18 protein-coding genes are annotated in these 20,320 nt (G+C 71.9%); 13 read left to right on the plus strand and 5 right to left on the minus strand.

The features are described from left to right. The first annotated feature begins 13 nt into the window (after window positions 1–13). Both ACF06X_RS13655 and ACF06X_RS13660 read left to right on the plus strand, forming a co-directional pair. Entirely contained in the window at window positions 14–556 is a 543-nt protein-coding gene (locus tag ACF06X_RS13655) for a cupin domain-containing protein (RefSeq protein WP_392287426.1), read from the plus strand. Between the two features lie 53 nt (window positions 557–609). Continuing rightward, on the plus strand, window positions 610–1,395 hold the full coding sequence (locus tag ACF06X_RS13660; protein WP_392287427.1) for a GNAT family N-acetyltransferase: 786 nt from the start codon (window positions 610–612) through the stop codon (window positions 1,393–1,395). A gap of 3 nt (window positions 1,396–1,398) precedes the next feature. On the opposite strand, the gene ACF06X_RS13665 is transcribed toward ACF06X_RS13660, so the two are convergent. Continuing rightward, window positions 1,399–2,487: an amidinotransferase gene (locus ACF06X_RS13665; protein ID WP_392287428.1), complete on the minus strand. Its 1,089-nt coding sequence runs from the start codon at window positions 2,485–2,487 to the stop codon at window positions 1,399–1,401. A gap of 130 nt (window positions 2,488–2,617) precedes the next feature. Between ACF06X_RS13665 and ACF06X_RS13670 the strand changes: the two genes are divergently transcribed. From ACF06X_RS13670 to ACF06X_RS13680, 3 genes are read left to right on the plus strand one after another with little or no spacing between them, the layout of a single operon-like run. Beyond that, entirely contained in the window at window positions 2,618–3,037 is a 420-nt protein-coding gene (locus ACF06X_RS13670; RefSeq protein WP_392287429.1) for a helix-turn-helix domain-containing protein, read from the plus strand. A 10-nt stretch (window positions 3,038–3,047) separates the two neighbouring features. Beyond that, window positions 3,048–3,464: a VOC family protein gene (locus ACF06X_RS13675; protein WP_392287430.1), complete on the plus strand. Its 417-nt coding sequence runs from the start codon at window positions 3,048–3,050 to the stop codon at window positions 3,462–3,464. 56 nt (window positions 3,465–3,520) lie between these two features. Further along, entirely contained in the window at window positions 3,521–5,914 is a 2,394-nt protein-coding gene (locus ACF06X_RS13680) for an ATP-binding cassette domain-containing protein (protein ID WP_392287431.1), read from the plus strand. Here the strand turns inward: ACF06X_RS13680 and ACF06X_RS13685 are convergent. Next, complete coding sequence (locus tag ACF06X_RS13685) at window positions 5,911–6,720, minus strand: pentapeptide repeat-containing protein (protein WP_392287432.1); 810 nt, start codon at window positions 6,718–6,720, stop codon at window positions 5,911–5,913. The genes ACF06X_RS13680 and ACF06X_RS13685 overlap by 4 nt on opposite strands. A 102-nt stretch (window positions 6,721–6,822) precedes the next feature. On the opposite strand from ACF06X_RS13685, the gene ACF06X_RS13690 reads away from it, so the two are divergent. After that, window positions 6,823–8,343, plus strand: a complete 1,521-nt coding sequence (locus tag ACF06X_RS13690) for an alpha/beta fold hydrolase (RefSeq protein ID WP_392287433.1) — start codon at window positions 6,823–6,825, stop codon at window positions 8,341–8,343. A 5-nt stretch (window positions 8,344–8,348) separates the two neighbouring features. On the opposite strand, the gene ACF06X_RS13695 is transcribed toward ACF06X_RS13690, so the two are convergent. Further along, window positions 8,349–10,001, minus strand: coding sequence for an acyl-CoA synthetase (locus ACF06X_RS13695; protein WP_392287434.1), 1,653 nt, complete (start codon window positions 9,999–10,001; stop codon window positions 8,349–8,351). A gap of 178 nt (window positions 10,002–10,179) precedes the next feature. On the opposite strand from ACF06X_RS13695, the gene ACF06X_RS13700 reads away from it, so the two are divergent. From ACF06X_RS13700 to ACF06X_RS13730, 7 genes are all read left to right on the plus strand, one after another. Continuing rightward, window positions 10,180–10,980, plus strand: coding sequence for a crotonase/enoyl-CoA hydratase family protein (locus ACF06X_RS13700; RefSeq protein ID WP_392287435.1), 801 nt, complete (start codon window positions 10,180–10,182; stop codon window positions 10,978–10,980). A gap of 70 nt (window positions 10,981–11,050) precedes the next feature. Next, entirely contained in the window at window positions 11,051–12,010 is a 960-nt protein-coding gene (locus ACF06X_RS13705) for a Zn-ribbon domain-containing OB-fold protein (protein ID WP_392287436.1), read from the plus strand. Further along, the gene (locus tag ACF06X_RS13710; protein ID WP_392287437.1) at window positions 12,007–13,083 is read left to right on the plus strand and encodes a thiolase domain-containing protein; all 1,077 of its coding nucleotides are present in this window, start codon (window positions 12,007–12,009) and stop codon (window positions 13,081–13,083) included. The genes ACF06X_RS13705 and ACF06X_RS13710 overlap by 4 nt, the downstream gene beginning before the upstream one ends. Further along, a complete protein-coding gene (locus ACF06X_RS13715) occupies window positions 13,073–14,239 on the plus strand; it encodes a thiolase domain-containing protein (RefSeq protein ID WP_392287438.1) in 1,167 nt (388 codons plus the stop codon). Before ACF06X_RS13710 ends, ACF06X_RS13715 begins: the two co-directional genes overlap by 11 nt. Window positions 14,240–14,324: 85 nt before the next feature. Further along, window positions 14,325–14,570 carry a DUF397 domain-containing protein gene (locus ACF06X_RS13720; RefSeq protein WP_229818795.1) on the plus strand — a complete coding sequence of 82 codons (246 nt, stop codon included), beginning with the start codon at window positions 14,325–14,327 and terminating at the stop codon, window positions 14,568–14,570. 487 nt (window positions 14,571–15,057) lie between these two features. Continuing rightward, on the plus strand, window positions 15,058–15,558 hold the full coding sequence (locus ACF06X_RS13725; RefSeq protein ID WP_030688984.1) for a hypothetical protein: 501 nt from the start codon (window positions 15,058–15,060) through the stop codon (window positions 15,556–15,558). Between the two features lie 18 nt (window positions 15,559–15,576). Then, window positions 15,577–15,945, plus strand: a complete 369-nt coding sequence (locus ACF06X_RS13730) for an RNA-binding S4 domain-containing protein (protein WP_392287439.1) — start codon at window positions 15,577–15,579, stop codon at window positions 15,943–15,945. A 56-nt stretch (window positions 15,946–16,001) separates the two neighbouring features. Here ACF06X_RS13730 and ACF06X_RS13735 read toward each other — a convergent pair whose 3' ends face one another. Further along, window positions 16,002–18,191 (minus strand): germacradienol/geosmin synthase, encoded by a 2,190-nt coding sequence (locus ACF06X_RS13735; RefSeq protein WP_392287440.1) that lies wholly within the window; start codon window positions 18,189–18,191, stop codon window positions 16,002–16,004. Window positions 18,192–18,356: 165 nt separating this feature from the next. Next, a complete protein-coding gene (locus ACF06X_RS13740; RefSeq protein ID WP_392287702.1) occupies window positions 18,357–20,279 on the minus strand; it encodes an N-acetylmuramoyl-L-alanine amidase in 1,923 nt (640 codons plus the stop codon). Window positions 20,280–20,320: the final 41 nt, after the last annotated feature.

Raw genomic sequence — 20,320 nt, forward strand, 5'->3', positions numbered from 1 at the left:
GACACAGAGCGCGATGACGACGATCCGGCCCGCGGACGGCCTGGTCGTGCCGCCCGGCCACGGCAAGACGCTGACGACCGCCGCCCAGCGGGTGACGTTCAAGGTCACCGGCGAGCACACCCCGACCGCCTCCACCTTCGAGGTCGAGGTCCCGCCCGGCTTCGACGTGGGCGCCCACACCCACGGCCACAGCGAGGAACTCTTCTACCTCCTCGAAGGCGAGCTGGACGTCCTCGCCTTCGAACCGCTCGTCCGCACCCCGGACCGCTGGCGCGACTGGGAGTCCGCCTCCGGCGAGCGCGTCGTACGGGCGAGACCCGGCACCCTGATCCTCGTACCGCCGGGCTGCCCCCACGCGTTCGCGAACCCGACGGGAGAGCCGGCCCGGATGCTCTTCCAGGCCTCCCCGCCGCCGGACCACGAGCGGTACTTCGAGGAGCTGATGGAGATCCTCGGCTCGGGAGGGGAGGTCGACCACGCGGCCGTCGAGGCGCTCCGCCGCCGCTACGACATCGAACAGCTCACCCCGCTGCGGCACGCCCCCGAGCAGGCGTAGACACGTCGGGAAATCGTTTGCCGCCCCGGGAGGGGCGGTGGTGGAGTGCCCGCATGGACCACACCGCGACACTCGCCCTGTTCGACCGCCAGATGCGGCGGGGCGCCCGCTCCGACACGCCCGGCAGCCGCATCGAGCGCACCGGCCCCGTCGTACGCCAGACGGGGCCGTCCCACGCCTGGAACGGCATCCTCTGGTCCGGCCTCGACGAGGCCGGCGCCGACGCGGTCATCGCGGAGCAGATCCGCCACTTCACCGCACTCGGCCGCGCCTTCGAGTGGAAGGTGTACGGACACGACGGCCCCGCGGACCTCGCGGAGCGGCTGCTCGCGGCCGGGTTCACCGCCGAGGAGCGGGAGACCCTGATGATCGCCGACGCGGCCGCGCTGCCCACGACCGTCGAACTGCCGGACGGCGTCGAACTGGTCCCCATCACCGACGCGGCCGGGGTGAAGCTGGTGACCGAGGTCCACGACCGGGCCTTCGGCGGCGACAGCTCCCACATCGGCCGCCGGCTCCTCGACCAGCTGGCGACGGCGCCGGACACCGTCGCCGCGGTGGTCGCGACGGCGGGCGGCGAACCCGTGAGCGCCGCCCGTCTCGAGCTGTACCCCGGCACCGACTTCGCCGGACTCTGGGGCGGCGGCACGGTCGAGCCATGGCGGGGCAGGGGCCTCTACCGCGCCCTGGTCGCCTACCGGACCCGGCTCGCGATCGAGCGCGGCCACCGCTTCGTCCAGGTCGACGCGGCCGACACCAGCCGCCCGATCCTCGCCCGCCTCGGCTTCGCGGCCCTCACCACGACGACGCCGTACGTCTACGCCCCCGAGGGCGTCTGAGGGTCAGGAGAAGTAGGACTCCAGGGTGCCGCGACGCCGGACGTCGAGCGTCGCGCAGTGGAACGAGCCTCCGAACGGGGCGTAGTGCAGAAGGTCGCACGGGATCGGCTCGAACCCCCATGACTCCAGCGCGCGCAGCATGGCGGTGTGGTGCCGCTCCGCGATGACGCGTTTGCCGTCGATCACGAGCACGTTCATGCTGAGCCATTTGCCGCACATCGAGGTGAGCTTGAGCAGGGGCCCCTTGATCGGGTCCGGCTGCGGTGCGATCAGCACGTCCCACGAGCTGAGGATGGAGGGCAGCCGGTCGACGTCGATATATTCGGGGTTGACCAGCACCTTGCCGGGCGCGAGCGGCAGGAAGGTCGTGTCGATGTGCATGGGCGCGCGGCAGCGGCTCTCGATCTCGTGGACGCGGTACTCGGGTCCGAGATGGCGGCGCAGCCACTCGATGCCCGAGCCGTTGGTGACATTGCTCCTCGTCACGAAGATGTCCCGGCCCGCACGTACAAAATCCGCCGCGTCGAACACCGGCTCGAATTCGGTGAGGATGTAGCGCATCGGCTCGTCGGCCCCGGGGACGGAGAAACGCTGCTGGAACAGGGCGTCGCTGAGCTCGGGCTTCGGCGCCGCCGTCCAGCGCGCACCGCGCCGGAAATAATCCTTGAGGATCGGCCGATAGGAGTGGGTCTCGAAATACCGGCACGGCCACGCCATCGGAGTCTCGATGATCTCGTCGCCGATCACCAGCATGCTGTCACGCGGACAGGTGTTGCCGAAGCCGCGCGACTTCCAGCCGGGCGTGCTGAAACGCCGCCGGTGGTCGACCGCCTCCGGCCGCCTGACCGTGACGCCGAGCGATCCGAGCAGCGTGACGAACTGGTCGAGCTCCCGCTGGGCCGGCTCGATCAGCATGCGCGGGAACCGGGACCCGGCGGCGAGCCCCTGGAAGCGCGCCGCCCACCGCGGGATGTTGCAGGACACCACCGGATGTCTGAAGGGAATCGTCGCGCCGTCGAGACGCCCGACGACGATCTCCTCCAGCGGATCCCACTCGTTGTGTGAATTGACCGGCGAGACGAGAGGTTCCATGGGGCCGTCCTTCGCGGAAGGAGGTGACTCATGACGTCCTCCACGCTACCCAAAGTGGCCGTTCCGGGCCTGGCGGGCCGACCTCCACGACGACCACTCCGGCGACTCGGCGCTGTGGGATGGTGGTGGCGTGACCTTGGAAGACCTCGTCCGGCTGCGCCGGGCCCGTGACCTGATGGACCGCGAGTACGCCGAGCCGCTCGACGTGCCGGCGCTGGCGCGCGTCGCCCTCATGTCGCCGGGCCACTTCTCCCGGAGCTTCCGCGCCGCCTTCGGCGAGACGCCGTACAGCTATCTGATGACGCGCCGGATCGAGCGGGCCAAGGCGCTGCTTCGACGCGGTGACATGACGGTCACGGAGGTCTGCTTCGCCGTCGGCTGTACGTCACTGGGATCGTTCAGCTCGCGCTTCACCGAGCTGGTCGGCGAGAGCCCGAGCGCCTACCGGGCCCGCGACCACGAAGCGGGCGCCGGCATCCCGGCCTGCGTCGCCAAGATCCACACACGACCGGTCAGGAATGGAGAAGCGAAACCCTCCCCCCGACCGTAGCGTCGTACGCATGGACATCACGCTTTCACAGTGCTTCATCGCCGTCGACGACCACGACAAGGCGCTCTCCTTCTACCGGGACGTCCTCGGCCTGGAGGTGCGCAACGACGTCGGGTTCGAGGGCATGCGCTGGGTGACGGTCGGCTCGCCGTCACAGCCCGACGTCGAGATCGTGCTGGAGCCGCCGCTCGCCGACCCGAACTCCTCGCCCGCCGACAAGGAGGCCATGGCGGAACTCCTGGCGAAGGGCCTCCTGCGCGGGGTCATCTTCCGCACCGACGACGTCGACGCCACCTTCGAACGGATCAGCGCCGCGGGCGCCGAGGTGCTGCAGGAGCCCATGGACCAGCCGTACGGCGTCCGCGACTGCGCCTTCCGCGATCCCGCCGGCAACATGCTGCGCTTCAACCAGCCCCGCGGGCACTGACTCCGGTCCCGCGCCGCCCGGGCCGCGACATCGCACAGCCGCCACAGAGGAGAGATATGAGCAGGGCCACGAGGACCGACACACGGCCGCCCGCGCCGCACGCCGCCGACAGCCACGACCTGATCCGCGTGGTCGGCGCGCGCGAGAACAATCTCAAGGACGTCAGCATCGAGATACCGAAGCGCAGGCTGACGGTCTTCACCGGGGTCTCCGGCTCGGGCAAGAGCTCGCTGGTGTTCGACACGATCGCCGCGGAGTCGCAGCGGCTGATCAACGAGACGTACAGCGCCTTCGTGCAGGGCTTCATGCCCGCCCTCGCGCGCCCCGAGGTCGACGTCCTCGACGGGCTGACCACGGTCATCAGCGTCGACCAGAGCCGGATGGGCGCCGACCCGCGCTCCACGGTCGGCACCGCCACCGACGCCCACGCCATGCTGCGCATCCTCTTCAGCCGGCTCGCCAAGCCGCACATCGGCCCGCCCAGCGCGTACTCCTTCAACACCGCCTCGGTCCGGGCGAGCGGCGCGATCACCGTCGAGCGCGGCGACAGGACCAAGGCGCAGAAGGCGACCTTCCAGCGGACCGGCGGCATGTGCACCCGCTGCGAGGGCCGGGGCACCGTCTCCGACATCGACCTCACCCAGCTCTACGACGACTCCAAGTCGCTCGCCGAGGGCGCGTTCACCATCCCCGGCTGGAAGTCGGACAGCCAGTGGACCGTGCAGGTCTACGCCCAGTCCGGCTTCGTCGACCCGGACAAGCCGATCCGGCGGTACACCAAGAAGGAGATGCACGCCTTCCTCTACGGGGAGCCGGTCAAGGTCAAGGTCAATGGCATCAACCTCACCTACGAGGGCCTGATCCCGAAGATCCAGAAGTCCTTCCTGTCCAAGGACAAGGAGGCGCTGCAGCCGCACATCCGGGCGTTCGTGGAGCGGGCGGTCACCTTCACCACCTGCCCCGAGTGCGACGGCACCCGCCTCAGCGAGGGAGCCAGGTCGTCGAAGATCAAGCGCAAGAGCATCGCCGACGTCTGCGCGATGGAGATCAGGGACCTGGCCGAGTGGGTGCGCGACCTCGACGAACCCTCGGTGGCTCCGCTGCTCGCCTCGCTGCGGCGGACCCTCGACTCGTTCGTGGAGATCGGCCTCGGCTACCTCGCCCTCGACCGGCCGGCCGGCACGCTGTCGGGCGGCGAGGCACAGCGCGTCAAGATGATCCGCCACCTCGGCTCCTCGCTCACCGACGTCACCTACGTCTTCGACGAGCCCACCGCGGGCCTGCACCCCCACGACATCCAGCGCATGAACGACCTGCTGCTGCGCCTGCGGGACAAGGGCAACACCGTCCTCGTCGTGGAGCACAAGCCGGAGATGATCGCGATCGCCGACCATGTCGTGGACCTCGGTCCCGGCGCGGGGCAGGCGGGCGGCGCCGTCTGCTTCGAGGGCACCCTGGACGGGCTGCGGGCCTCCGGCACGATCACCGGCCGGCACCTCGACGACCGGGCGGCGGTCAAGGAGACCGTACGGAAGTCCACGGGCGCCCTGGAGATCCGCGGCGCGACGGCGAACAACCTGCGGAAGGTCGACGTCGACATCCCGCTCGGGGTGCTCACCGTCATCACCGGCGTCGCCGGCTCCGGCAAGAGCTCGCTCGTGCACGGGTCGGTCCCCGCCGACGCCGGGGTGATCTCGGTCGACCAGAGTCCGATCAAGGGCTCGCGGCGCAGCAACCCGGCGACGTACACCGGACTGCTCGACCCGATCCGCAAGGCGTTCGCCAAGGCCAACGGCGTGAAGCCGGCGCTGTTCAGCGCCAACTCCGAGGGCGCCTGCCCCACCTGCAACGGCGCGGGCGTCATCTACACCGACCTCGGGATGATGGCCGGTGTCTCCACGACCTGCGAGGACTGCGAGGGCAAGCGGTTCGACGCGTCGGTGCTCGAATACCGCCTCGGCGGCCGTGACATCAGCGAGGTCCTCGCGATGCCGGTGACCGAGGCCGAGGAGTTCTTCCGCTCGGGCGAGGCGCACACCCCGGCCGCCCACAAGATCCTCGAACGGCTCGTCGACGTCGGGCTCGGCTACCTCACCATCGGCCAGCCGCTGACCACGCTCTCCGGCGGCGAGCGGCAGCGCCTGAAGCTGGCGACCCACATGGGCGACAAGGGCGGTGTCTACGTCCTCGACGAGCCGACCACCGGTCTGCACCTCGCCGACGTCGAGCAGCTGCTCCGTCTGCTCGACCGGCTCGTCGACTCCGGCAAGTCGGTCATCGTGGTCGAGCACCACCAGGCGGTCATGGCGCACGCCGACTGGATCATCGACCTCGGCCCCGGCGCGGGCCACGACGGCGGCAGGATCGTCTTCGAAGGCACCCCCGCCGACCTCGTCGCCGCCCGCTCCACCCTCACCGGTGAGCACCTCGCGGCCTACGTGGGCGCCTAGGCCGACCTCCAGTGGGACGGTCGCTCGAAGCCCTCGGGCAGGCGGGTGGCCGTGTCGCCGCGGGCCGCGTTGAGCTGGGGCTGGGTGAGGAACAGGGCGCCGGTCAGGTCCGCGCCGGAGAGATCGGCGTCGCGGAGGTCGGCGCCGATCAGGTCGGCCAGGGTCAGATCCGCGCCCGACAGGTCCGCGGCGATGAGCAGCGCCCCGCGCAGGTCCGCGCCACGCAGCTTCGCCCCGCGCAGCCGGGCGCCGATCAGATCGGCGCCCCGCCGGCTCTTGGCCCTGCCGCCCGCCGTCGCCCGTACCAAGGCGCTGGTCTTCAGCAGCAGCGGGTTGATCTCCCCCCGTACCGCCGCCACGTCCAGCTTCTCCAGGACGTCGGCCGTGCCCTCGGTGAGCTGTTCCACCCGGGCCAGCGCGCGCCACAGCTCACCGTGGAGCGAGCGGGCCGCGGGCAGCGTGAGCGATTCGGTGAGGTAGCGCAGCAGCTCGTGAAGCTGACGCATCACCGGGAACACCTCGTACATCCGGCGCGAGGTCTCCGGGGCCTCGCGCCAGGAGACACCGCCGAAGGTGACCTGCGAGACCTTCTGGCCCGCGCCGAAGCAGTCGTAGACCGTGCAGCCGGAGAAGCCGCTCGGCCGCAGCCTCGTGTGGATCGAGCAGCGGAAGTCCTCGCCGAGGTTCCGGCACGGCTCGCCGGAGGACTTGTCCACGGCGAAGTCCGCCGACCTGGCGAAGGGAAGCGCCACGCAGCAGAGCCCGAAGCAGTTCGCGCAGTCGCCTCGGAGGGTCTCGGAAGACATGGTGGTGCGGTTCCTTCGCCGGTAGGGGTGGACACACCACCGTATCGCGCCGTCGGCGAACACGGTTGCGAAGATCGTCGACGGGCGAGCAGGATCGACGCCATGCCCCACTTCGCCACGTACGACGGAACCCAACTCGCCTATCACACCAGGGGAGAAGGGGAGCCGCTGGTCTGCCTGCCCGGCGGACCGATGCGCGACTCCGCGTACCTCGGCGACCTCGGCGGACTCACCGCCCACCGGACGCTGATCGTGCTCGACCCGCGCGGCGTCGGCGCCAGTGGGACGCCCACCGACCCGCGCACGTACCGCTGTGACCGGCAGGTGGCCGACGTCGAGGCGCTCCGGGCCCACCTCGGCCTGGAGCGGATGGACCTGCTGGCGCACTCCGGCGCCGGGAACCTCGCGACCCTCTACGCGGCGGCGCACCCCGAACGGGTGCGCTCCCTGGTCCTGGTCACCGCCGGCCTGCGGGCCGTCGGCGTCGACACCACCGACGAGGAGTGGGACGAGGCCGTCGAGGTCTTCGCGGACCAGCCCTGGTACGCCGCGTCCCGGGCCGCCCTGGCGACCCTCGGCCCCGACACCTCGCTGCCCGAGGTCCTGGAGATCATCGGCCCGTTCGGCTACGGGCGTTGGGACGAGGCCGCACAGGAGCACGCCGCGGCCGCCGCCGGGCAGATCCACGCGGAGGCGATGGCCGCCTACCACGGGCCCGGCGCCTACGATCCGAAGGCGACCCGGGCCGCGCTCACCGCGCTCACCGCGCCCGTCCTGGTCCTCGCGGGGGAGTACGACGCGGCCCCGACCCCGGCGAAGGCGGCCGAGCAGGCGGTGTTCTTCCCCGCCGCCGAGCTGGTGGTGCAGCCGCGCGCCGGACACTTCCCCTGGGTGGACGACCCGGGCGCTTTCGTCCGTCCGGTCGCCGCCTTCCTCGACCCGGAGGTCCGTACGGTCGTGATCGACGGGGTCCGTCTCGCGTACCGGGTGTGGGGCGAGGAGGGCGCCCCGCCCGTCGTCCTGGTCCACGGCCGGGGCGGGAGCAGCGCCGACTGGACACGTGTCGCCGGGGAACTGGCCACGGACCGGCGGGTGTACGCCGTCGATCTGCGCGGGCACGGGCTGAGCGACCGGCCCGGCCACTACGGCTTCGACGTGTTCCGCGACGAGCTGCGCGGCTTCCTCAAGGCGCTCGGGCTGAGCGGCGCCACCGTCGTCGGCCACTCCATGGGCGGCGCGGCGGCCTGCCTGCTGGCCCAGCGGGAGCCGGACCTGATCGGCCGGCTCGTCCTGGAGGACTCCCCGGCCTTCTTCCCGCTCGACCCGCCGCGTGCCCCGGCCGACCGCCCGGACGGGCCGCTCGCACTCGACTGGGAGGTGGTCCTGGCGACCGACGCCCAGCTGAACGCGCCCGACCCGGCCTGGCAGGAGGAGCTGCCCGCCGTCACCGCCCCCACCCTCGTCCTCGGCGGCGGCGAGAGCAGCCACCTCCCGCAGGAACAGCTCGCGTGGCTGGCCGGGCGGATCCCCGGTGCCCGGCACGTCACGATCGAGGCCGGCCACCTGATCCACGCCTCCAAGCCGGACGAATACCTCGCCGCACTGCGGGACTTCGGCGTCTAGAGCGTCTAGGGAGTCCGGGGCGTCTGGGGCATCCGGGCGGCGGTGTCCTCGGCCGCCGCCACCGAACGGGCCCAGCGGTAGTCCGCCTTGCCGCTCGGGGAGCGCTGGATGCGGTCGGCGAGCACCAGCTGCCGGGGGATCTTGTAGCCGGCCAGGCGGCTGCGGCAGTGGGCCTGGACCGACTGGAGGTCCAGGGCCGGGGCGCCCTCGCGCAGCTGGACGACGGCGGCCACGTGGTTGCCCCACTTCGCGTCCGGCACGCCGGCCACCAGGGCGTCGTACACGTCCGGATGGGACTTGAGCGCCTGCTCGACCTCCTCCGGATAGACCTTCTCGCCGCCGGTGTTGATGCACTGCGAGCCGCGGCCGAGCACGGTCACGATGCCGTCCTCGTCGACCGTGGCCATGTCACCGAGCAGCACCCACCGCTCGTCGCCCCGCTGGAAGAAGGTCTCGGCCGTCTTCGCCGGGTCGTTGTAGTAGCCGAGCGGGACATGGCCGCGCTGGGCGAGCCGCCCCGGCGTCCCCACCGGGACCGGCTCGTGGGTGACCGGATCCACCACCCGCGTACGCTCGTTGACCTCCAGGCGGAAGCCTTTCTCCGGGCCCGAGTCGTCCGTCGCCTTCCCGTTGGAGCCGGACTCCGAGGACCCGAAGTTGTTCAGGAGCAGCACGTTCGGGACGAGCGCCTGGAACTGGGCCCGCACCGTCTCCGACATGATCGCCCCGGACGAGGAGACGCTGAACAGCGACGACAGGTCCGTGCCCTTGAGCGGGCCGTGGAGGGCGTCGACGAGCGGCCGGAGCATCGCGTCGCCCACCAGGGACACGCTCGAGACCTTCTCCTTCTCGATCGTGCGCAGCACCTCCTCGGGCACGTACTTGCGGTGGATGACCACCCTCTGACCGTAGTTGAAGGCGATGAACGAGGTCAGCGTCGAGGTGCCGTGCATCAGCGGGGGAGCGGGGAAGAAGGTGAGCCCGGCGCCGCGCGCGGCGACGCGCTCGGCCAGCTCCTCGGGCCGCTTCACCGGTTCGCCCGCCGGCTCGCCGCCGAAGAGCCCCGCGAAGAAGAGGTCCTCCTGGCGCCACATGACGCCCTTCGGCATGCCGGTGGTACCGCCGGTGTAGATGATGAAAAGGTCGTCGGCGGAGCGTTCCGGGAAGCCGCGCCCGGGGGAACCGGCGGCCTCGGCGGCCGCGAAGTCCACGCAGTCGAGCGCGGCCGCCCCCTCGTCCGGGGTCCCCACCCGCACGAGGTGCCGCAGCTTCTCCGTCTGTGGCAGGGCGGCCGCGACCCGTCCGGTGAACTCGGCGTCGAAGACGAGCGCGGCGAGATCGGCGTCCTTGTAGAGGTAGACCAGCTCCTCCTCCACATAGCGGTAGTTCACGTTGACCGGCACGATCCGCGCCTTGAGACAGGCGAGGACCGTCTGCAGGTACTCGACGCCGTTGTAGAGGTGCAGGCCCAGGTGTTCGCCCGGCCGGATGCCGGAGTCGATCAGATGGTGGGCGACGCGGTTGGCGGCGGCGTCGAGCTCCGCGTAGGTGAGCCGGCGCTCCGCCCCCGTGCCGGGGTGGTCGACGTACACGAGCGCCTCGCGGTCCGGGACCACGTCGACGACCGATTCGAACAGGTCGGCAAGGTTGTACTCCACCGTTCCTCCTGACGCCGCTGATCGCCCCGTGTCCGAACTGACTCGGCGGTCATTAGAGCGCCGCGGCGCGGCGGGTGGAAGGGGTCGCACAGAAGAATCTGACTGAGTGTCAGGAAACTATTGAACTGGACCCGCCACTCCTGCAACCTGTTCTAGGTCTGGAGACGGGAGAACGCCCATGGGTGGCACCGAACACCTCACCGTGCGGCGCGAAGGCGCCACGCTCGTGCTCACACTCGACCGGCCGGAGGCCAAGAACGCGCTCTCACTGCCCATGCTGGTCGGGCTCCACGACGGCTGGCTGGAGGCCGACGCGGACGACACCATCCGCTCCGTCGTCCTGACCGGCGCGGGCGGCTCCTTCTGCGCCGGGATGGACCTCAAGGCGCTGGCCGGCAAGGGAATGGAGGGCGAGCGGTACCGGGACCGGATGACGGCCGACCCCGATCTGCACTGGAAGGCGATGCTGCGCCACCACCGTCCGCGCAAACCCGTCATCGCCGCCGTCGAGGGCTACTGCGTCGCAGGCGGCACCGAGATCCTCCAGGGCACCGACATCCGGATCGCGGGCTCCTCCGCCACCTTCGGACTCTTCGAGGTCAGGCGCGGACTGTTCCCGATCGGCGGCTCGACCGTCCGGCTGCCCCGCCAGATCGCCCGCACCCACGCCCTCGAAATGCTGCTGACCGGACGCCCGTACAGCGCCGAGGAGGCCGCCCGCATCGGACTCGTCGGCCAGGTCGTCCCCGACGGCACCGCCCTGGAGCGGGCCCTCGCCGTCGCGGAGCAGATCAACGCCTGCGGCCCGCTCGCCGTGGAGGCGGTGAAGGCCTCGGTGTACGAGACCGCCGACATGACCGAGACCGAGGGCCTGGCGGCCGAACTGAAGCGCGGCTGGCCCATCTTCGCCACCGCCGACGCGAAGGAGGGCGCCCGCGCCTTCGCGGAGAAACGCGCGCCGGTGTACCGCCGGGAGTGACGGACCCCAGGTCGTGTCCGGAAAGTCTCGCCGCCCGCTCCGCACCCCGTCCACAGAATGGAGCCCGCCCATGACAGCCACCCCCGCGCCGGAGGTGCTGAGCGCGCCTCTCGTCGTGGAGTTCCCCTTCACCCGGTCCCTCGGACCCGTACAGTCCGCGTTCCTCACCGGGCTGCGCGAGCGGACCGTCCTCGGGGTGCGGGCCGCCGACGGGCGGGTGCTCGTCCCGCCCGTCGAATACGACCCCGAAACCGCCGCCGAACTCCGCGAACTCGTCGAGGTCGCCGCCACCGGGACCGTCACCACCTGGGCCTGGAACCCCGAGCCCCGCCCCGGCCAGCCGCTGACCACCCCCTTCGCCTGGGTCCTGGTACGGCTCGACGGCGCCGACACCGCCCTCCTGCACGCCCTCGACGCGCCCGGCCCCGACGCCGTCCGCACCGGCCTGCGGGTCAGGGTCCGCTGGGCCGCCGAACGGGCCGGCGCCATCACCGACATCGCCTGCTTCGAACCGTACGAGAGCGCCGAGACCCACGGCACACGCCCCCACGACGGAGCCTTCGACGACCACGTCGCCGGAATTCTCGCGCCCGCCCGGCTCGACTACACCTACAGCCCCGGCCGCGCCCAGACCGGCTACCTCCAGGCCCTGACCGAACGGAAGACGGTCGGCGAACGCTGCCCGTCCTGCGCGAAGGTGTACGTCCCGCCCCGAGGCGCCTGCCCCACCTGCGGCGTCGCCACCACCGACCGTGTGGAGGTCGGCCCCCGCGGCACCGTCACCACCTTCTGCATCGTCAACATCAAGGCGAAGAACCTCGACATCGAGGTCCCGTACGTCTACGCCCACATCGCCCTCGACGGCGCGGACCTCGCCCTCCACGGCCGGATCGGCGGCATCCCCTACGACCAGGTCCGCATGGGCCTGCGCGTCGAACCGGTGTGGACGGAAGGCAGCCGCTACCCCGACCACTACCGGCCCTGCGGAGAGCCCGACGCCGACTACGACACGTACAAGGAGCTGCTGTGACCACGGACCCACGGACGCCGGACCGTGAGGTGGCGATCGTCGCCTTCGCCCAGTCGGACCACCGGCGGCGCACCGACGAACTGTCCGAGGTCGAGATGGTGATGCCCGTCCTGCACGACGTGCTGCGGCAGACCGGATGCAAGACCTCCGACATCGGCTTCACCTGCTCCGGCTCCTCCGACTACCTCGCCGGGCGCGCCTTCTCCTTCACCATGGCCCTCGACGGGGTCGGCGCCTGGCCCCCGATCTCCGAGTCCCATGTGGAGATGGACGGCGCCTGGGCACTGTACGAGGCCTGGGTGAAACTGCTGACCGGCCAGGCCGACACCGCGCTCGTCTACTCCTACGGCAAGGCCTCGCCCGGCTCCGTACGCGATGTCCTCACCCGGCAGCTCGACCCCTACTACCTCGCCCCGCTCTGGCCCGACTCCGTCGCGCTCGCCGCGCTCCAGGCGCAAGCGCTCATCGACGCGGGACACACGGACGAACCGGCGCTGGCCGCCGTCGCCGCCCGCAGCCGCGAGGACGCGACCGCCAACCCCCACGCGCAGGTCACCGGTCGCCGCCCCCAGGGCGACTACGTCGTCGCGCCGCTGCGCACCGGCGACTGCCCGCCCGTCGGCGACGGCGCCGCCGCGGTGATCCTGGCCGCCGGGGACACGGCACGCGCCCTGTGCGCCCGGCCCGCCTGGATCCGCGGCATGGACCACCGCATCGAGGCCCACTCCCTCGGCGTGCGCGACCTCACCGACTCGCCCTCCACCCGCCTCGCCGCCGAGCGCGCCGGAGCCTTCGACCGGCCCGTCGACACGGCCGAACTCCACGCGCCCTTCAGCTCGCAGGAGGTCGTCCTGCGCCGCGCCCTCGACCTCGACGAGAGCGTGAGGGTCAACCCGTCCGGCGGGGCGCTCGCCGCCAACCCGATGATGGCCGCGGGCCTCATCCGGCTCGGCGAGGCCGCCGCCCGCATCCACCGCGGCGCCTCCGACCGGGCCCTCGCCCACGCGACCTCCGGCCCCTGTCTGCAGCAGAACCTGGTCGCCGTCCTGGAAGGGGACTCCCGTGCCCAATGAGCCCGTCGCCGTCGTCGGGATCGGCCAGACCAAGCACGTCGCCGCCCGCCGGGACGTCTCGATCGCCGGCCTCGTCCGTGAGGCCGCGCGGCGCGCCCTGGAGGACGCCGAACTGACCTGGGCGGACATCGACGCCGTCGTCATCGGCAAGGCCCCCGACTTCTTCGAGGGCGTCATGATGCCGGAGCTCTACCTTGCCGACGCCCTCGGCGCCGTCGGCAAGCCGATGCTCCGGGTCCACACGGCGGGCTCCGTCGGCGGCTCCACGGCCCTGGTCGCGGCGAACCTCGTCTCCGCCCGGGTCCACCGCACGGTCCTCACCCTCGCCTTCGAGAAACAGTCCGAATCCAACGCGATGTGGGGCCTGTCCCTGCCCGTGCCGTTCCAGCAGCCGCTGCTCGCCGGAGCGGGCGGCTTCTTCGCCCCGCACGTACGGGCCTACATGCGCCGCACCGGCGCCCCCGACACGGTCGGCTCCCTCGTCGCGTACAAGGACCGCCGCAACGCGCTGAAGAACCCCTACGCGCACCTCCACGAGCACGACATCACCCTGGAGAAGGTGCAGGCCTCTCCGATGCTCTGGGACCCGATCCGCTACTCCGAGACCTGCCCGTCCTCCGACGGGGCGTGCGCCATGGTCCTCACGGACCGGGCGGGCGCCGAGCGCTCGCCGAAGCCGCCCGCCTGGGTGCACGGCGGCGCGATGTGCAGCGAGCCGACGCTCTTCGCCGGCAAGGACTTCGTCTCCCCGCAGGCCGGCAAGGACTGCGCCGCCGACGTCTACCGGCAGGCCGGCATCACCGACCCGCGCCGGGAGATCGACGCGGTCGAGATGTACGTCCCCTTCTCCTGGTACGAGCCGATGTGGCTGGAGAACCTGGGCTTCGCCGCGGAGGGCGAGGGCTGGAAGCTCACCGAGGCCGGGGTGACGGAACTCGACGGCGACCTCCCGGTGAACCCTTCGGGCGGCGTCCTCTCGACCAACCCCATCGGCGCCTCCGGGATGATCCGTTTCGCCGAGGCCGCGCTCCAGGTGCGCGGGCAGGCGGGCGCACACCAGGTGGACGGCGCGCGTAGGGCGCTCGGGCACGCGTACGGAGGGGGCGCGCAGTTCTTCGCCATGTGGCTCGTCGGCGACCGGCCACCCGGCGCGTGAGGTCTGTCGGCGCGGGGTGCCGCTCGCTAACCTGAGCCCCGGACGGCGACGATGCGCCGGAGCGCAATGCGGGAGGAGCACGGACGTGGCGGACAGCACCACCACCACCCAGCACGCCTTCGCGGGCTGGGACAAGCCGGAACTCGACCTCAGCGAGGCGGACTGGCGGTCGAGCAGCCAGGGAGCGGGAGACGTCCAGATCGCCTTCGTCGAGGGCTTTATCGCGATGCGCAACGGAGGGCGACCGGAGGCGCCGTCCCTGATCTTCAGTCCGGCGGAGTGGCGGGCGTTCGTGGTCAACGCGCGTGAGGGCGAGTTCGACCTGACGTGACCCGACCCGACCCGCCCCCACCCCGGCGCGGGGGCGGCGCGGCCCGGACCGGGCGGTCGCCCCGCCCTGCCGGTCACGGTCCGTGAGGGCCGTCCAATCGGCGGGGCACTGGCGCGGGCGCGCTTCCGGGGAGTGACCGGAGCGGCTCGCACGGTGGCCGGCGCGGAGGTCCGCAGACCCGCTCCGGAGGGTTTCGCCGGCCCGGCCGCGGACGCCCGCGTGGTGGCCGCCGTGGAGGAGCCGGCACGCTCCGGGGGGTTTCCCCGGTCCGGCCGCGGCGGCCCGCGCGGTGGCCGCCGTGGAGGAGCCGGCACGCTCCGGGGGGTTTCCCCGGTCCGGCCGCGGCGGGTCGCGCGGTGGGTGCCGTGGAGGTCCGCAGGCCGGCTCCGGGGGCTTTCGCCTTCGGCTGGCGCGGGCGGCGCGGCGGGCGCCTGACGGAAGTGCCCCGGCGCGTCGCGGGGTGGGCCGGGGCACGTACCATGGCCGTATGTCCTTCCTCCGCCGCCGCAGCGCCGCCACACCCGCGGGCCCGGACTTCGACGTCCTGGCCATGGACCCGGGGGACTGGCCCGGCAACCTCGGCGCCGGCCTGCTGCCCGCCCCCGACGGAAGCTGCCAGGGTGTCTTCCTGCGCTACGACCTGTTCGGCGGCCGCGGCCCCGCGATGATCATCGGCAACCTGCCCGAGGGCTCCCCCGCGCGGGAGCTCGCCGACGGGCAGATCCCCTTCGAGGTCGCCCAGCTCCTCGCGGCCCTGGAGAACGACGAGCCGGTCGAGGTCCTCGACACCGAGGACATGCCGGTCATGCAGGGCGACAACCTGCTGATCGTGCGCCGCCTGAAGCTCTCCGAGAGCCGGATCTCCTGTGTGCAGTTCGACCGCAGCGACAACGTCCTCGTCACGATCGCCAGTTGGGACCGGCCGATCACCGACGACCTCTACGCGCTTCTCAAGCCGCTGCCCGCCGAGCTCTTCCAGCAGGGCTGACGGGGAGGGCGGGGGCCGATGAGCGCACGCGTCGACAGCTGGATCTGGGCGGTCCGCCTCACCAAGACCCGCTCCCAGGCCGCCGCGGCCTGCCGGGCCGGTCACGTCAAGGTCAACGGTGAGCGCGCCAAGCCCGCCCAGCCCGTGAAGCCCGGCGACGAGGTACGGCTCTTCCACGGCGGCCGCGAACGGATCGTCGAGGTGAAGCAGCTCCTCACCAAGCGGGTCGGCCCGCCCGTCGCCGCCGAGGCCTACGTCGACAACAGCCCGCCGCCGCCCCCGCGCGAGCACGTGGCCCTGGCCGGCGTCCGCGAGCGCGGGGCCGGCCGGCCGACCAAGCGCGAGCGCCGCGAACTGGATCAACTGCGCGGCATGCGCCCCTCCTGACCGCCAGGCCCCAGGGGCACCGGAACCGGAACCCGGCGCCCCCGCAGGCCCCGCGGCTATCGGGCGAGCAGCGCCGCCACCCGCGCCGCCGACGTGCCGAGCCCCGTCGGGCCCCGCCGCAGCAGCGCCGTCCCGCTGCCCGAGTGCACGTCCTGCGCTCCGTAACGGCGCACGCTGCGATGCCAGTTGAGGATGCCGGCCAGCCAGTCCTCCAGCTCCCGCACGTACGCCTCCATCGCCGCCCGCCCCCGTGCGTCCAGGCCGAAGTCCTCGTACAGGACGGGCAGTTCGTGCTCCTTGGCGTGCAGGAACTCGTCAAGGCGTCCGCGCATGAGGTTGTCGATCATCCCCACGCCGGTCGGATAGTCGATGTCGAAGAACTTCTGCACGACCAGGACACCGTTGTGGACCTCTCCCTCGACCTCGATCTCCTTCTGGTACGAGAACAGGTCGTTGAGGAGGCAGGCGTAGTTCGACGCCGATTTCTCCAGGCGGTTCACGGTCCCCGACCGGAAGATCGCCTGGGGCAGTTCGTGCGCGTGCCGGAGCCGGCAGAGCAGCATCGTCAGGTCGGAGCCGAACGTCCGATGGCGCATCTCCAGGTAGTCCACCGGATCGGGCACCCGGTGCTGGGCCTGGTTGTGCAGCTCCCACATCCAGCTGTCGAGCATCTGGACCAGGGCCTCACGCAGCTGTGCCCGCGCGTCCGGACCCATCGGGGCCACCGTACGTGCCCACAGATCGGCGAGCGAACGCTCCAGCGGCGCGACGGCGATCGCCGCCCCGGCGGCCGGATCGTCCACGGACATGCAGGACTTGAGCCGCTCGGTGCACTCCTTCGCCCCGAGCAGGTTGCGTGACCGGCCGAAGATCGCGGGGTAGTAGTCGTCCCCGTACGTTCCCCACGTCAGCCACTCCGCGCTGAGCTCCAGCTCCTCCGGCGTGGCGTCCGGGTCGAGGCCCGCCGAGCAGAGGGCCAGGTCGAACCCCTCCAGCATCGGGCGGTCCCAGACGTCCTCGAGCAGGCCCATCCGCTCCGCCCAGTCCACGGACAGCCGCTTCGCCTCCTCGTGGTGCGGGCTCAGCGTCAGCGGGAAGGGCAGGTCGAAGTCGGGCAGGATCGAGGCGCCGACCTGCTGGTGGGGGACATGGGTGAGGCTCCGCAGCCGTGCGGCGGCGGGGCGGCCGAACAGCGTCCTGATGTCGAGCGCCGAGGTGCCGAGAACGCCCGTGAACCCCGAAGGACCGGTGTCCAGGCCGTCGTTCATGTACCGGCTGGAGCGCATGTGCCACTCGTGGCCGCCGGACTGCCAGTCCTGGAGCCCCTTGGCGTAGGCGGCGATCGCCGCGCACTCGTCCGGGGTGAGCCCCTTCTCCAGGCAGAGGCCCGGCACCTCGGTGAGGGCCGTGTTCTCGAACTGCTGCAGCCGTGAGGTCAGCAGGTCGTTGACGGCGTCGGCCGCCTCCTGCGTCGTACAGCCGAGGAACCGCTCCAGGACGAGGACGCCGTTGCTGTTCTCGCCCTCGTCCTCGACCTCGCGCTGGTAGGAGAAGAGGTCGTTGCGCAGATGGACCGCGTCGGAGAAGGCGTCCCGCAGCACGCACAGCGGCCGTGAGTCCGCCACCTGCTCGGGGACCTCGGCGCCCGCCGCGTATTCGACGAGCCCGGCGGACCAGGGCGCGCCACCCACCTTGCGGCGCATCTCGATGTACTCGACCGGGTTGGCGATCCGCCCCGCGTTGATGTTGTCCAGTTCCCAGAGCGACTCGTACAGCAGATGCTCGGTCGCCTCGGCGAACCGTTTGCGCCAGGCGGAGGACATGGACGGCACCGTGCGCGTCCACAGGTCCGCGAGGCCGGCCTCGACCGGGTTGGTCGGCTCGGGCATCGCCGTCGCCGCGTCCATCGGCATGAAGAGCGGCAGCCGGTCCAGATAGGCCTTGCTGCCCGGCCGGTCCTGGGTCCGCTTGAAGACCTCGAGGAAGTGGTCGTCGAAGAAGAAGACCCAGGTGTACCAGTCGGTGACCAGTGACAGGGCCTCGGCGTCGCAGTCCGGGTGTGTGTAGGAGCACAGCAGGGCGTAGTCGTGGGAGTCGAGGTCGTGCTCCTCCCAGACGCCGGAGCCCTCCAGCATCCCCATCGACCGCGCCCATTCCCGGGTGTGCGTCCGGGCGGTCTCCACATGGGGGTTGAGCCGCGCCGGATACGGAACGTAGAAATCCGGCAGTACGAAGGGCTGAGCCATGCGTGCGGGGCCTTTCGGTGAGCGTGCGCGTGGGCAGTGTCCGGCCGAGCCCTACCCCTCGCCCGTAGGGCCCACGCCGTGCCCGTATTAGTCGTATGAACGCCGAAGGAGTGTCGCCGGTGGGGAACCCCGGCGACACCCCTCACACCCTGCCCGCCGCTCTGCTCAGGCGTGGGAAACGCGCACGTCAGCCGCCTTCACAAAGGCGACCCGGTGGCCGAACTGGATCTCGTAGTACTCCTCCTGGCCCCGCACCACCGTGTGCCCCGTGGTGTCGAACACCGGTGCGAAGTAGTACTCGCCCGGGGTGCGGTCGCCCACCACGTACCGCTGTCCGGCGAGCAGCTTGTACGGCAGGGGCGAGACCGCCTGCACCGGCACCCCGGCCGGATACGCCGAGGCCTCGGGATAGGCGCGTCCGTACACCGGGATCTGCGCCGCGCCGTCCTTCGGCGTCAGGACCAGGCCCCGCGCGTTCACCGCCGTCGGTCGCGCCTTCGGGTTGTGGAACCAGGCCTTCTGGCCGAGATACCAGATCGCCGTCCAGTCGCCCCGGCGCTCCGCCACCGCGTACTGCTGCCCCGTCGACGCCCGCGCACCGGTGTCGTTCACCCCGGTCGTCGAGGCCTGCCCGCCCGGCCGCAGGCCGACGTCCTTCACCAGCGGGGCCTCGGCGCTCGGCTCCGTGTGCAGCCGTACCGCGCCACTGCCGTGCGGGGCGCACGCCTCACCCGCCTTCGCGCAGCCCGTGTAGACCGGCTGATGCGTGGCGTAGTCCGGGCGGATCGTCACCACACCCGCGTCCGGGCCCGCGCTCGGCGTGAAGGGCCGGCCGAGCAGCTGGAAGTAGTGCGCCCAGTCCCAGTAGGGACCCGGGTCGGTGTGCATCCCGCGGATCGTCGACGCGACCGTGCCCGGCACGTTGTCGTGGCCGAGGATGTGCTGCCGGTCCAGCGGGATGTCGTACCGCTGGGCCAGATGGCGTACGAGACGCGCCGAGGTGCGGTACATCGCCTCCGTGTACCAGGAGTCCGGCGCGGTCAGAAAGCCCTCGTGCTCCAGGCCCACCGACTTGGCGTTCACGAACCAGTTGCCCGCGTGCCAGCCGACGTCCTTGAGCGGCAGGTGCTGCGCGATGTGTCCGTCGGAGGAGCGCAGCGAGTACTGCCAGGAGACGTACGTCGGGTCCTGCACCAGCTTCAGGGTGACGTCCCAGGTCGCCTCGGTGTCGTGGACGATGATGTAGTCGATGTCCTGGGAATCCGGCCGGTTCCCCTTGTCGTGGTTGCCGTAGTCCCCGTCGCCGAACTCCTCGTACGGCGCCGGGATCCACTCGCAGGCCACGGTCTTCGGGCACTCGGTCCGCCCCGCGTCCGCCGTCCGCAGCCCGAGCGACTCCACCTGCCCGGTCGCCGGCGCGATGTCCGGGTCGGCCGGGAGGGTGACCACCTGCCCGCTGTCCGTCGTCCGCGTCTCACCGGCTCGGATCACGTCGTAGACGTCGTTCGCGAAAATCGCCGCGGTCGCCCTGTCGTCGGCGCCCGAATAACGCGCCACCGCTCCGTACCAGTCGGCCGGGTCGGCACTGAGCGGCCGGCCCGACGCGCGCTGGGCGGCGGCCAGCAGCGCCGCGCCGCCCTCGATGTTCGCCGCGGTGCTCGTCCGCAGCTCCTCCGCCGGAATGCCGGACACCTCCGCCGCCCGCTCCAGCGTCTTCAGACGCGCCGGCAGCTCGCCCGCCGTCGGCGGCGCGACGTCCGGCTCCGCGACGATCCGCGGGGCCCGGGACTCGTCGCCCCGCGCGTCCTCCTCGCCGTGCGAGTGGTGCGGGGCCCGGGCGAGGGCGGTCACCGCGTCCGTCAGATGCATCGGACCGTAGCCCCCGGTCACGCTCGGCGCACCGGCGTGCGCGTCCCACCGCGACTGGAGGTACGACACCGCGAGAAGCACACTCGGCGGCACCCCCCGGCGCGCGGCCGCCTCCGCGAACTGCTCCTGGAGCGTGCCCGCCGCGACCGGCTCGGCGGTGGCGGAGGGGGCGGCGACGAGGAGCGGGAACAGCAGAGCGGCGGACGCCACGGCGCCCACCGCTCGGGGGACCCGTCTGTGCGACGCGGAACGGTGCAAGG

Origin of the sequence: Streptomyces sp. NPDC015346 (genome assembly GCF_043078785.1) — a bacterium.
GTDB lineage: Bacteria > Actinomycetota > Actinomycetes > Streptomycetales > Streptomycetaceae > Streptomyces.